Here is a 12958-nt window from a genome sequence, read left to right as displayed (position 1 = left end):
AAGTAGGTTATAAGAACCAAAAATGAATTTTGGAGGAAAAATGAAGAAGATTTTAGCATTTTTGCTGTTCATTGCTGCGTCTTTTACGATTGTTGCCCTGTTTGGCAATTATGGAATCGCTTTTACTGTGGCAGCTTTGCTGCTGTGGGGAGCCAGAGTTATTTCTGCCAAACGCTATTTAACGTTCCGATATAAATTATTGCCGGTTCTTTTCTCAATTTTTGCATTCATGTTGGTGACCGGATGCTCGATGTCGGCAGAGCCTGCTGAAGAAAAACAGGCAGCCAAGGAAGAAAAGATTGCCGGAGATACAGCTAAGAAACCGGAAGAAACACAAGAAGCGAAAGAAGAACCGAAAGCTGAAAAAGCTGCTCCAGCCACTGCACCTGCTTCAGATTCAGCTCCTGCTAAAAAAGAAGCCGTAAAGCCGAAAGCAGTCTCTAAAGGCCTTAAAGCAACAGTGATTCGCGCAGTAGACGGAGACACTCTTGAAGTGAAGGTTTCTGACACAGGGAAAACAGAGAAAATCCGTTTGATTCTCGTCGACACACCAGAAACGAAGCACCCTCAGCTTGGGGTTCAGCCGTTTGGAAAAGAAGCAAGCGCGTTTACTGCTGATGAGCTGACTGGAAAAAACGTCGAGCTTGAGAAGGATGTAACGGAACGGGACCGGTACGGAAGGGTCCTGGCCTATGTATGGATCGACGGAGTGAATTTCAATAAGCTCCTCATTGAAAAAGGTTTGGCGAGAGTCGCCATCTACCAGCCGGATGTAAAGCATGTAGATGAATTCCGGGCAGCACAGGAGAAAGCGCAGCAGGCCGGCAAAGGCATCTGGAGTATTGAAAACTACGTCCAGGAAGACGGGTATGTAACGAAAGAAGAGCCGAAGCCAGAACCAAAACCGGAAGCCCAGCCGGCACCTAAGCAGGGAGCCGCTTCAAAACAGGAAGAACAGCCATCTGGATCCTGTGATATCAAAGGGAACCAGAGCGGAATCTACCACGTTCCGCGGAGCACTTACTACGAACGTACGAAAGCTGAAGTAATGTTCTGTTCAGTGGAAGAAGCGGAAGCCGCGGGGTATCGGGCGCCTAAGCGGTAGATGAAAAAAGCACTCCTTTCGGGAGTGCTTTTTTCGGCTGCAAACGCTGCTGCCGATCCACCGAAGAAAAGGAAAGACTCCATGAGGATCACCTGCCCTGCTAAGTCTAATAAAATAGGGATGCAGCTTCATACTGCAAAATCAGTTTTAATAGCTTATTTCCACCCTCTTCTCCTCATAAGGAGAGCTGAATACGACTTTTTGATCGGACCATTTGCTGTTTTCTACTCCCAGTACGGTTAAGCTGTCGTCGTTCGTGCCTCGCGTTATAATGCTAACGGGGTCTTTGTTTAGTTTTTTCATTACGATTGGAATTGCAGTGACACGGTAAAAGGTATAGAAGTGACTCGTTTCACCCAGCGTGGCGGTCCGGTGTTCGATGACCAAACTGGGGGATCCATTAGGAGCTTGAACCTTATCATAGGAGTACTCAAAAAAAATCGGTTTTAACGACAACCATCCTATGAGGATCAACGCTGCAAATGCTCCGGTTATGATCCAAAATTTCCTTACATTAAATGCTGCAGCTACTAAATACATGGAAAGGATCGTAACCAGAACAGGCATAATAACGCCAGTCGACTGTAAAAAAGTTACATAGTAACTATTCAGGTTTAATAGGATCAAAATGAAATCGAATAGAAGAACTGCGATAAAAATAACCAATACATTTTTTCTTTTACTAAGCACTTTTTTCCCCCTAACTACTATAGCGGCCAATTGTACAAAATCCATTCAAAAGCTAAAAACACAGCCCATTCAAGCAGTGGTGACATGTCTTAAATTCAGGTACGCACAGTACTTTTCAATCCTGATCACTTTTCTTCGGAGAGAATCGCACGACGATTGCAGCGATTAAGCATACAACCGGGACAAGGGTTTTCATTTCGTAGGTAGCGGTTGAGAAACCCACGATTGTAATGGTGAGCATGAGAATGATGCATATCCATTGTTTACTGCCTTCTGTCATAAGTTCCCCCCTCTCCTTAAGTCCGTTTCAGCATAAAACTGGAAAATTCCACATAAGGTTGAGATTTTTCAGCATAAATGGAAGCAGCTCTTCTAATCCCTCTCTCTACAGTCTATCATTTGATTTTTTACCAGTGAAATGGTTTTTTCCAACTTGTCCCGTACCCTCTTCAGTCTTAATGAATAGAGTAGAGTGTTGACCTTCAGAGCACGTGAGAAAAATTAAACGATAGAACATGGGGTTAGATACAAATGAAAATCGTTTGTTTTGGTGACAGTTTAACGAGGGGTGTATCGGTGGTCAAAGGGAGATTGAGAATTACGAAAAAGAACTACCCTTATTATTTAAAGGAGTTTTTAGCATCTGACATAGCTGTAGTAAACAAGGGCGTGTTCAATGCTCATTCTGAATCTCTTTTAAAGCGGCTGGATAAAGATATACTGGAGGAAAATCCGGATTACGTGATCATCGGCATCGGAGGAAATGACTGTAATTTCAATTGGAATGAAGTGTTGGAGCATCCTGAACAGGAGCACCAGCCCATTGTCCCGGCTGAGCGATACGATGCAAATGTGAGAACCATGATCGAGACAATAAAAGCGGCAGGGATTACCCCGATTGTAATGACCCTTCCCCCGCTCGATCCAGTACGGTACTACCAGTATTTATTCAGTCAGCACGGCAGTTCGATCGGTCATTTGATCAGTCTGCTTGGAGGTATGGAGCATTGGCATGGTATGTACAATGACCGCCTGATCAAACTGGCGGATGAATTGCAGATTGTGAAAATTGACGTCCGGACCGCATTGAGACAAGCTGGCAGCCTGGCCCATCTAATCAGTGATGACGGGATCCACTTAACTCCTGCTGGTTACAGGGAAGTGGGGCGGGTGGTTTCGCATTTCTTTAATGGATTGCAGGGAACATGAGTATAGTGCATAGCATAATCCAAAAGCACTTGGCTTAGAAGCTAAGTGCTTTTTAGTGTCCATGCTGGCCCTCCTCCGGTACAGGGTTGAATGACTCTCGGGATTATTCTTCTCTTACTCCAGCAGCCTCCGATTAGGAGCGGTTAACCGGACAAACCCCTCCTGCTCTCGGTCTCTGTACAAGCTCTCCTCCGCAATTCGGACATACACCTGACATTTCAGATGCACAGCTATGGCAAAATGTACATTCATGGATACAAATGAATGCGATTGTTTGGTTATCCAAAGGATTTTCGCATTTCTCACAATTTGTTCTCATTTCAAGTCCCATCTTTTCAATCTCCCCTCTAAGTCCATTACTTCTTCGGCAGTCATTGTTTCGGCAAATTCTCCGTGCAGATTAGCAAGCGTCATTTGGTGGATCTCTTCAGCCTTATACCGTTTGCCGTCAGGGCCGGTCCGATCAAAAGCGGCGGCAGCATCTGAAACAAGAACGGGATTAAAACCGAGATTCCCCGCCATTCGGACAGTTGTTTCTACACAATGATTCGTAGTCAACCCACAAATAAACAGCCTCTCACATACAAGTTCATGAAGAATGGACTCTAAATCTGTTCCGATAAAAGCACTGTTTACAGATTTCTCAATGACTATTTCATCCGGTAAAGGCAGAACAAGATCTTTTATTTTGCTGGAGTCCCTGTTTCGGTAAAATAACGATTGAGGATGATCGGATACATGTGCAACATGAATGACTGGCCATCCTGATCTCCTCCATAATTGCAGCAAACCGGCAATGTTTTTTTCTGCATCACCGTTGTTTCGCTTCCCCCAGCTTGAGTCATCGAATGCATTCTGAACATCTATGATCAGCAGTGGTGTCCGTTTATTCATGCCCCATCTCCCCCTCTCTGTTTCTCTCTCTTATTGTATTTCGAATCAATACCATTTAACATAAGGTTTATTAGGCAAACAAAAAGAAAACAAACCTTTTTTTCGTCATTTATACTTCATCACCTTATATTTTAAAGAGGGGGTTTATCATGGATGCTTTGGATCAAAAAATCATCTATCAATTGCAAATGGATGCGCGAATTTCCATGACCGAGCTCGGTCAACGGATCAATTTGTCGGTACCAGCCGTGAAGGAAAGAATTAGGAAACTTGAGGATAAAGGAGTGATTACAGGCTATAGAGCCATCATTAACCCTGAAAAAATTCAAAAACATGTTACGGCTTTTGTTTTATTTGATTCCAGGAGATGTAAGGCATTCCGCGAATTCTGCAGCGGTTATCCTGAGGTTATTGAATGCCACCGTCTTGCCGGACAATACAGCTATCTTGTAAAAGTCGTCACCGAATCGGTCCATAATCTAGAGGATTTTATTGATGCCGCCATGGAGTATGGCCAGCCATCCACATTGATCAACTTATCCTCTTCACTTGAGCACAAGCCTTTTTTCGGGGATGCTCTTTCCAGCTGAAGAAGAACCACAACGTTTGCGGTAAAATCAGCCGCAGGTAAATACTCCAATCTAAAATACTTTACTAAAATAAAAAACCAATCCTGCCCTGCAGAATTGGTTTTTTATCTTTATAAAATCATCATCACAAGTGTTCACCCATCGCAGCATAGGTTTGATCATTGTAAGTAAAGAGATAAAATTCCGTTTTATCAATCTGATAGATGCATCCGCTTTTCACTTTATTCTCATAATGCTGAGCCCTCCGCTGCGACTCTTTTAACTCGTTTATAAAGTCCGGACCCATTTTCCGGCAGCTTTTGCAAATGTGCTGCCGGCGGCCCTTCCCGCTGAATTTTTCATTTGGCTTGTCTTCCATGCAGATCCAGCAGTAGTGTCCCATGATGTATACTCCTAGCTTTCTTTTAATAATCCTTTTTTCAAGTCCTCTTCCATTATCTTTAGCAGTGCCTCCTGGTAGCCTGCCATTTTCCTTAGCTGCATTTCAGCTGCTATCTCCATGAGACCGTTTTCCGAAAAACCCTTTAGCTTAGCCAGCCGATCTTCTGTAAGTGGTACAGATGGCTCGCAGTTTAGATAAGATTCGGTGTCCATCCGCCAATAGTGCACTGCTTCCGGATAGCGCTGCTTAAGCCTTGCCGCCATTGCGAGGCCTTCCGGATCAAAATCTCCCGCATAATAGATCCTGTGTCCTGAAGCAGCGATCATATCAAGAAGCTTTAATCCCGATAACTTAAATTGACCATGTGTGCAGATCAGAGGTGCATCCGGTACTTGATCGAGGAGACTGGAGAAGACCCCTGAATTTTCGACCACCCACACTGCCTTCAAGTTATTTTTTGGGGACACCTTTTTAATTTTCAGCAGCTCTCGCATCGGAACGTTCATGACACTTGAAGTTTCCGATGCTGCCATCCACAGTGGATGGTCGGCTGTTAAGTTGGCGATGGTAACATAGTTTGTGATGTCATCTCGTAAAAGTTTATATTCCAGCAATAAATCATTTATTTTCTCCGTATCCGTGGGAGGTACCCCTTCTCCTTTCTTAACGATTAGAACATGTATCCAAAGTTTTCCGAGTTCGGAGGTTAAATCAAAGGAATGCGGATTTCCGTTTATTCTCTGACTGAACACGGGCAACCGCTCAAAATCTTCCGGCAGATGCTCCAATGCTTTGGCTAAAACGCCACTGCATTCCAAGAATCGGTCTTCCATCATCATTAATCGATGGATCCAATACGTATCTGCCGTTCGCTTTTGAAGATAGTCAAACCAAAAGGTAAGCGCAGGGAACTGCGTGCTCAGCTTTAGTATCTTGTTCTCCATTTGAATTTTTTTCTCATACTCTGCCTCTTTTTTTGAAACAAGTGATACTGCAAAATAGGCTTCAAGCAAGCTCTTTAAATCAATGCTTTCATACTTCGTTTCCTTCAATTTCCGTTCAAAAGAAAGCAAAGTCACGCTCCCCTTGCTTTTTAAAGCGGCCGGTTCCAATCCATAAAAACGGGCGATCGATTCCATATCGGATTCATTAAAACCGCCAATCTTTACAGAGCCTCCAATTCGGCCGTATGACTCGTATTTCGCTTTAAATAGACAAAAAAGGCGGTGAAAACCGGTGTCACCGCCAAAATACGTTAATGCGTCTTTCATTAATTGATCTGTCATTTCATAACCTCTTACGTGAGTATTAGATTCTCTTCCTCAGCATTCAGGCTTAATTTATTCCCGTCCCACCGATAGCGGAGAACAGATACATAATCTGCATTTTTCGGGCGAACGAGTTCGCATACGGAAAGGGAAGATATCGTATCATAATCGCCCCAAAGCACCTGGGAATTCATGATATAGTCAAAACCGAGATGTTCGACAATCTCAAACATCTCCCGAATGTTGTTTTCATCCACTCCAGCAAATGCTTCGTCCAGTGAAATAATATAAGGTGCGGTACCGGCGGCTTCCTGATATCTTGAATAGCAAGCCGTAAACAGCGGAATGTACATCGCCATCGCTTTTTCCCCGCCGCTGAACGTAAAGAATTTGTTGTTCGTCAGCTCCCGCTTCGGCTCATTCGTCCGCTGAAAAGAAAGGACAAATGAAAACCACCTGCGGTAATCGAGGACTTCTCTCAGTACTTGCAGCAGGGTATGGCCTTCCCCTTTTTCCTCGATCCACTTTTTTGCTTTACTGATTTTCGAACGGAAATGAGACGTAATCCGCTCCAGATCCTGTTCTTTCAAAAGCTGGGCATCCTGCTTTAGAATATGGACGAGGTCCTTCGTATCCATCTCTTCTTCCGTATCTGCAGTACGCGGCCTCCATTTGATGGAGAAGGTCAAGCCTGAGGAAGAATTGCGGCTTTCCATCAGTGCATTCATTTTTTCGGACCACTGCTCGGCTCGGCGGATGCGGCTTCTGAGCTTGCTTCCAACAGATTTGAACAGGATTTCTTCGTATAGCTCCTTATCCTTTTCATCCAGCAAGCTCTCCTGGCGCGCATATTCGCTTTCAAGATTTTGCTGAACAAAATACGGACTGACCTGCTGTCCGCGCAGATCGAGTTCAATTATCCTTCTGGATGTTTTCTGCTTCCACTGCTCAATGACCGGGCGGAACCGGTCCTCTTCCTGCTCTCCCATCCATTCCGGAACAGGTTGGCTTTTTAAATAATCACGCATCCGGTACTCCATCAAATCACTTTGTTTATCAAAGAATTCGCTTGTGAGGCGGGCATCTGTCTGGCTCTTTTCTTTCTCTTTGAGAAGCATCCCATATTTCTTCTCAATTTGGGTGGCCAAGCTTTCTGCTGTTTCTTCTTCTGAAACCCTATCTGTCAGGCCTCTCCTCAGTTCATCCTTAAATGCCGCTTTCCAGGCATTCTGCATATTTCTCCAAAACGCGCACTCTTTTTCTTTCTCCCCAATATCTTTTTGCAGATAAGCATAATCTGATTCTAATTTAGGAAGCAGCGTGCTGCTATCACTCAACGCATTCTGAATAGCCGTTAGTTTTCCTTGGACCTCCTGAATCTGTTTTCGGATGTCCAATGCTCCAGCTTGCCTCAATTGTTCCTCGATTTGAGAAATATTCTTTTGGAGGCGGGCGATATCATCCTTAAGAATGTTCATTTCTCCAGTCAATGCGAGAAGATCTTCTTCCGCTTCATCAAGGCGCCTTTCAATTTCTGCTATTTCTTTTTTGCCGTTTAGAAATTTTGTATGAATGGTTTCAAGTCCCGGTAGTTCTTTTTCATATCGAATCATAATCGTTTTGGCTGTTTGATACACTTCAGCACTTAATTCGAGATTCAATGAGCGTGCTTGTTCGCCAATGCTGTGCTTGAGCATCCGGTATTTTTCATCCAGTTCTTTTAGCTGGTGGGACAGCTTCTGCAGAATGTCCTGATGATGCTTAATTGCCAGTCGGACTTTTTCAATCTGCAGGTGGCTTTCCTGCAAGTCTTTATCATTTGGAAACTGCCTCCATGCCGACTCTGCAGACTCCATTGCCTGTCTTGCAACATCTTTTTCCCCCTGAAGGCCCGCTTTTTCCGACTCCAGATGAGCCAGTTCCTCCTGCAGCTGCATAATCATTGCCTCACGGTATTTCTTTCTTGCCGTCCGGCCTATATACCGTACCTGCTCTACAGGAATTGCATGGCCTTTTATGAGCCCGATTTGAAACCTCCCATTTTCCTGAATGGACATAGGACCTTCTTCGGCTTCGCCAATGACGATGCTTCGCAGCAAATCGTCCACTTTCTCAGCTGTGATCTCCTGTCCATCCAGCAGATCCGGCTTTAAATAATCCGCGAGTGTATGGGCCATCATGTTAGGGCTTGCGATAAGCGTTCGGTCATGCAGGACGGCAAAATCCCCGTCTGTTACAAGGGCATTAAGGATGCCACTATCAATCATCGCTGCTTCAATTTTCTTCCGGGTATCTGACGGCACTTCTTCATGAAATTCAATAAGTGAATAAAGAGGGGCAAATGCCGCACCGGAGTTTCTTAGTGCATGTCTAGCTTCTACTGTCTTAGGATGGATCTCTGGTTCAGGATCTTTTTTATTCTTCCATTCCTGAAGCTGCTGTTCTTTTTCTTCCATTTTATTGTTCAACTGTTTTACAACAGCGTTTAATTCAGAGATCTGGTCACGAAGGCCATTTTGGACCTGAATGACATGTGGAAAAATGGTGTCCTTTACTTCACTGTAGGCAGCAGACTCATAAAGGGCATAAAGGATTCTTGAAGTTTTCTGAAAGGTGTCTTCACTCAAATCAAATTCCGGATGTGCTTCAGCCCACTGATAAATTTCCTGCAGCTGGCGATCTTTATCCTGCTCGAAGATCCGAAGCCAATCGGCTTCTTCATGTCTTTTTTGCTCGAGGCCAAATTGTTCATCCGCAAGTTCTTTATTTTTACTCTGAACTTGTTCTTTCACGCGCTCGAATATTCTTAGCTTTTCTTCCATTTCTGAAAGCTTGGCTGTATGCTGTTCAGCTTCTTTCTTCCAAACAGCAAAATCGAAGCCCGAGTTCTGCTTCCGTTTGAAATCCTCTTCATTCATGGCATGCTGTGCAAAAGATGCTTCCAAAGCATCGCTTTCCATGCCGGAAAGATGGTCTTCCATTTCTCTGTTTAAATGGTCGTTGTCCACTTCAATAGCATCTTTTCTCTGTTCGTCCTTCCACTTTGAGCTCTTTAATTTGCTAAGCTGCTGGTCGCTTCGGGTAAAGTGTGCATTCGACCGATTCAGCCTCTCCAGCTCTTGGTTTTTTTCTCCCTCAAGGTTCCACACTTTATGAGATTGAAGTCTTTGTCTCTGCTTTTCGAATGTATCCTGGTCCTGTTTGAGGGCTTGAATCCTTGCGGAAAGGGTTTCAATCTCCTTTTCAAGTCCCTCTCGTTTTTGATTTTGTTCTTCAAGGTCTTTTTCTTCTTGCTGTACTTTTTTGGCGGCCTTCCTGAGTTCCATTGCCTGATCGGCAATAAAGCGCTGGTTATAGAGGTCATACGCCTTATTCAGCTTTCCAAGCGAGTCCAGTTCCCGCTCCAGCTGTTCAATTTGCTGTTTCGTCTGATCCATTTGTTCGATTGTATCAGAAAGATGGCGCAGATCATCATCTGATAGCGGCGGAAGGGCCGCTTCCAGAATTTCATAAATGACGGTCGGCCTGAATTCTTTTGATAGCTTCGGGCTTCTTAGCTGAATCAGCAATTTGATCAGTTCTTCATACGCCTCAACCGATTCAAACCCGAATATATGCTTATTCACGAGTTTCATATATTCAGTTTGTGTCTGGACGACTTGCCCACCCGTTCCAATCAGTGTTTCAAGCTCTGCTTTTGAGCGGGGTACTTTTTTGAGTTCAGTTCCCTGACGCTCCTTTTTGTAAAGTTCAAGGTCTGTTCCGATTCTTCGGTTGTCTGTGATAATGAACCCCCAGAATTTCAAAGGCTTATGTCGTTTCGCCTGCAGCCCGATTCCCGTAGTTACAAACTGTTCCATGCCACTTCGTTTATATTCAATGAAGAGATAGCCTGTGCGCTCATCCCGGTCGACAATCTCTTTCTCCCCAAGCAGGTAATCCTCCATCTTCCGTGCTTTTGAACCAAATGGATCCAGCCGGTCAGGAGACTTTTTCCCATCAAGCAGAACCGGAAGAAAGCTTTGCATCGTAACAGATTTCCCCGATCCGTTGCTTCCTCTTAAGAGAAGCTTTCCATCAGAAAAATCAAAAGTCTCCTCATCGTAATACCAAAAATTCAGCAGCCCTGCCCGATTCATTTGCCAGCGGTTTTGATCTCTCATGCCGAACCCTCCTCTTTTACATAATCCTTCGGGTAAACCCCAATCATCCGGCCAAGTCCAGATTGCAGGACAATCAAGTCTGTTTCAGGTTCCATATAGGCGAGCTCCCAATCTCCCAGGAGCTGGAGCCATTCCTCTGTAACCTGAGCTGCTGAGCTTTCGCGGTACTGCTTGCTCCAGCCATGCCCGTTTTCTCCCTTCACATCCGCAATCAGCTGTTCAGCCTCAGAGTAGGTAATACGGATTTCTCCCCTTTCATCAGCCTGGAATCTTTCTTTTTCCAATCTGATCCACGCAGCAATTTGAAGGGAAATGTCTGAAATTCCGCGCTGGTCTGGATAGAGGGTATAGCGCTGTTTCCGCTCCGGCATGATGAGCAGGGCAGCGTTTTTGTATACCTCCAGCCGAAACGGAGTATGCTCTTCCAAATCATCACGCAGACGATTCCGGAAGTTCCGGATATAGGCAAAGTCCGGATCATCCTCGCTCTCCCTGTATACAATTGGCGAAAACATGAGCTTCCTGTACACTCTTTTTCTTCGCTCATCCTGCTGCCTGCTCCATTCGCTCACAAGAATTTCTTCGATCGTTTCATACCTGAAAAGGTCCTCCGGATACGAACGCATGAAATATCGTGCATACACCGTTACCTCATAAAGCACTTCTTCCTCTTCACTGGCAGCAAAAAGATCAATCTCGCCGTCCACTGCTTTTATCAGCTTCAGTTCCATTAATTTTTTCAGTGCCCGGACAAGCGACTTACGGTGCTGAAAATTGGTCCAGTCCAGAGGAAACTCACCAGGATACATCTCTTGAACGTCCTCTGTAAGATCGGATAGCAAAAACTGCTCGTCCACTGAACGGCGCTCTGAAAAAGCCAGTGCACAGCAAAATACCGCGTAATCCATCGGCTCTGTGAATTCCTGAATTCCCATCCATGACTTCGGATCGACAGGAATCTTCTCAAGCTTTATAAAATGCTGATGAATGATCAGATCAAAACCGAACTTCTCTGAAAGATACCGTTTCAGACTGTGCTCCCGCTCGCGAATGAGATGGTAGGCTGCCGGATCATCCGATCGAAGAACCCAGAACTGCTCAAATAGAATTCCCAGCGCATCCTCTGTTTTTTCATCAAATGGCAATACCGTTTCCATTAAACACCCGCCTCCTCTTCAACGAACACGAACGTCGCATCCGGCATTTCAAGGCTTCCGTCATCAGCGGCCAAAATGACCCGCTCCTTTTCATGCAGGATGACCCTTACTTTTCTGCCAAACTCTGTTTTTACCGTTTTGTCTTCTCTTGCCATCGCTTTGCCAATCCATACAAGCAGCAGTTTCCTCACATGCGCCTCCACTTTCGGCAGATCCTTAATCCGAATTTCCCCGCCTTGGATATACTGCTCAATCACCTTCTTTTCACGGCGGCGCTGTTCAAGGTGTGTCTGTTTCATTTTTGCAATTTTCTCCTGATTGTCCTCGATGCTCCCGGCACGCGTTCTTTCCCGGAATGACCGGATCCTCGGTTTTGTCTGATGCTCCATTGGAGCTTCATCCCATATATCTGCGTAGATATCCTCCGTTCCCGTTTCATCTGCGTGAAAATGCCTCGTATGGAAAACTCCGAAAGCAACAGATGATAGTTTGTGGGCCTCTTCAATTGTTCCCATCCCGTCAAACCACTTCGCCAAATGCAAATAATCATTTTTTCTGCTTCTGAACTGCTGGTGGCGCTCGCCTAAACGTTGAACCGTCCTCGTTATTCTCCTAATGGCCTCGTCCGTCCGGTTCTGAAGCCGTTCAAACTCACTCTCCCCATGCTTATTGCCAAGAAACCATGCTATTAGGTTCGTCCATTTCTCCATCATCTCTTCCATTGGATCGGTAATCAGCTCCGTTTCAAATCGAAACGTCTGCTCCTGATGGTGAATAACCTGCTTGAAAAACGGCTCCAGTTTTTCTGCCGGCAAGCGGGAAAGAAGTTCCTGGATTTGCATCGCAGTGCGCTGAAGGGCAATAATAAAGTCCCTCAGATAGGCGGTAAATTGATCTTTATACGCTAAAAATGCTTCTGTCTTCATTCGGTCGGCTACTTCTTCACTATGTATATAAGCAATATAGTCAGATGTATTTTGTGTGATCTGGCGGAAGTAGGTCATGGCATCCTCCCATACCTGCGCACTTTCTTCGTCCTTTTCAATCTGATCGTCTGCTATCGTTCCGGCGATCGTTACCAGAACCTGATAAAGACGCTCAAACTGTGTTCTTTCAAGCGATCCGCCAAAGCTCTCTCCCATGTTTTCGAGCTGCATCATCATCCGCTCAAATTCGACTGTGTACGGGGTGCACTGATAGCGGAAGCTCTTCTTCTTGTATTCATCGATTGTCTTCGCCTTGCGATGCTCCTGGCTCGCAATCAAGTTCCCCCATCTCGTAAGGGAATCTAAATCCTGCTGCAGTGACTCAACCGTATAATCACTGAATTCACTAAAACGGCTAAGATATTCATAGATTTCCTCAGGAAGCAAAAACTCCCGCATCCGCTCATGCTGTATATAAAAATATCGAAGGATCGGCCGGTAGCTCCACGCTTTATCCGCTGTCAAATAGGTAGCTTCTTTAATCTTTTTCTGCAGGTGGGGCTGCATGGAAACA

Annotated in this window: 12 protein-coding genes; 3 read left to right on the top strand and 9 right to left on the bottom strand. The window is 45.0% G+C overall.

The window, feature by feature from the left end; genetic code table 11:
* Positions 1–40: 40 nt before the first annotated feature.
* A complete protein-coding gene (locus tag GKZ89_RS12705; protein ID WP_162356819.1) occupies positions 41–1105 on the top strand; it encodes a thermonuclease family protein in 1065 nt (354 codons plus the stop codon).
* A 147-nt stretch (positions 1106–1252) separates the two neighbouring features.
* Here the strand turns inward: GKZ89_RS12705 and GKZ89_RS12700 are convergent, their stop codons facing one another.
* Positions 1253–1795 (bottom strand): hypothetical protein, encoded by a 543-nt coding sequence (locus tag GKZ89_RS12700; protein ID WP_155112774.1) that lies wholly within the window; start codon positions 1793–1795, stop codon positions 1253–1255.
* A gap of 115 nt (positions 1796–1910) precedes the next feature.
* A complete protein-coding gene (locus GKZ89_RS12695; protein WP_155112773.1) occupies positions 1911–2075 on the bottom strand; it encodes a hypothetical protein in 165 nt (54 codons plus the stop codon).
* Positions 2076–2326: 251 nt separating this feature from the next.
* Here GKZ89_RS12695 and GKZ89_RS12690 point away from each other — a divergent pair, with 251 nt between their 5' ends.
* Entirely contained in the window at positions 2327–3004 is a 678-nt protein-coding gene (locus tag GKZ89_RS12690) for an SGNH/GDSL hydrolase family protein (RefSeq protein WP_155112772.1), read from the top strand.
* A 133-nt stretch (positions 3005–3137) separates the two neighbouring features.
* Here GKZ89_RS12690 and GKZ89_RS12685 read toward each other — a convergent pair whose 3' ends face one another.
* On the bottom strand, positions 3138–3335 hold the full coding sequence (locus GKZ89_RS12685) for a DUF1272 domain-containing protein (protein ID WP_155112771.1): 198 nt from the start codon (positions 3333–3335) through the stop codon (positions 3138–3140).
* Positions 3320–3898 (bottom strand): cysteine hydrolase family protein, encoded by a 579-nt coding sequence (locus GKZ89_RS12680; RefSeq protein ID WP_155112770.1) that lies wholly within the window; start codon positions 3896–3898, stop codon positions 3320–3322. The genes GKZ89_RS12685 and GKZ89_RS12680 overlap by 16 nt, the downstream gene beginning before the upstream one ends.
* Positions 3899–4047: 149 nt before the next feature.
* Between GKZ89_RS12680 and GKZ89_RS12675 the strand changes: the two genes are divergently transcribed.
* Entirely contained in the window at positions 4048–4488 is a 441-nt protein-coding gene (locus GKZ89_RS12675) for an Lrp/AsnC family transcriptional regulator (protein WP_155112769.1), read from the top strand.
* Positions 4489–4612: 124 nt separating this feature from the next.
* Here GKZ89_RS12675 and GKZ89_RS12670 read toward each other — a convergent pair whose 3' ends face one another.
* The 5 genes from GKZ89_RS12670 to GKZ89_RS12650 are packed head-to-tail and all read right to left on the bottom strand — an operon-like array spanning position 4613 to position 12951.
* Positions 4613–4870, bottom strand: a complete 258-nt coding sequence (locus tag GKZ89_RS12670; protein WP_155112768.1) for a hypothetical protein — start codon at positions 4868–4870, stop codon at positions 4613–4615.
* A gap of 11 nt (positions 4871–4881) precedes the next feature.
* Positions 4882–6156, bottom strand: a complete 1275-nt coding sequence (locus tag GKZ89_RS12665) for a DUF2399 domain-containing protein (RefSeq protein ID WP_155112767.1) — start codon at positions 6154–6156, stop codon at positions 4882–4884.
* An 11-nt stretch (positions 6157–6167) separates the two neighbouring features.
* Positions 6168–10301: a TIGR02680 family protein gene (locus tag GKZ89_RS12660; RefSeq protein WP_155112766.1), complete on the bottom strand. Its 4134-nt coding sequence runs from the start codon at positions 10299–10301 to the stop codon at positions 6168–6170.
* On the bottom strand, positions 10298–11458 hold the full coding sequence (locus GKZ89_RS12655) for a TIGR02678 family protein (RefSeq protein WP_155112765.1): 1161 nt from the start codon (positions 11456–11458) through the stop codon (positions 10298–10300). The genes GKZ89_RS12660 and GKZ89_RS12655 overlap by 4 nt, the downstream gene beginning before the upstream one ends.
* Positions 11458–12951: a TIGR02677 family protein gene (locus tag GKZ89_RS12650; protein WP_155112764.1), complete on the bottom strand. Its 1494-nt coding sequence runs from the start codon at positions 12949–12951 to the stop codon at positions 11458–11460. The genes GKZ89_RS12655 and GKZ89_RS12650 overlap by 1 nt, the downstream gene beginning before the upstream one ends.
* Positions 12952–12958: the final 7 nt, after the last annotated feature.

Origin of the sequence: Metabacillus mangrovi, assembly GCF_009711125.1 — a bacterium.
Classification (GTDB): Bacteria; Bacillota; Bacilli; order Bacillales; family Bacillaceae; genus Metabacillus_B; species Metabacillus_B mangrovi.
The sequence above is the reverse complement of the archived record's forward strand: the minus strand, read 5'-3'. Positions and strand labels throughout refer to the sequence as shown.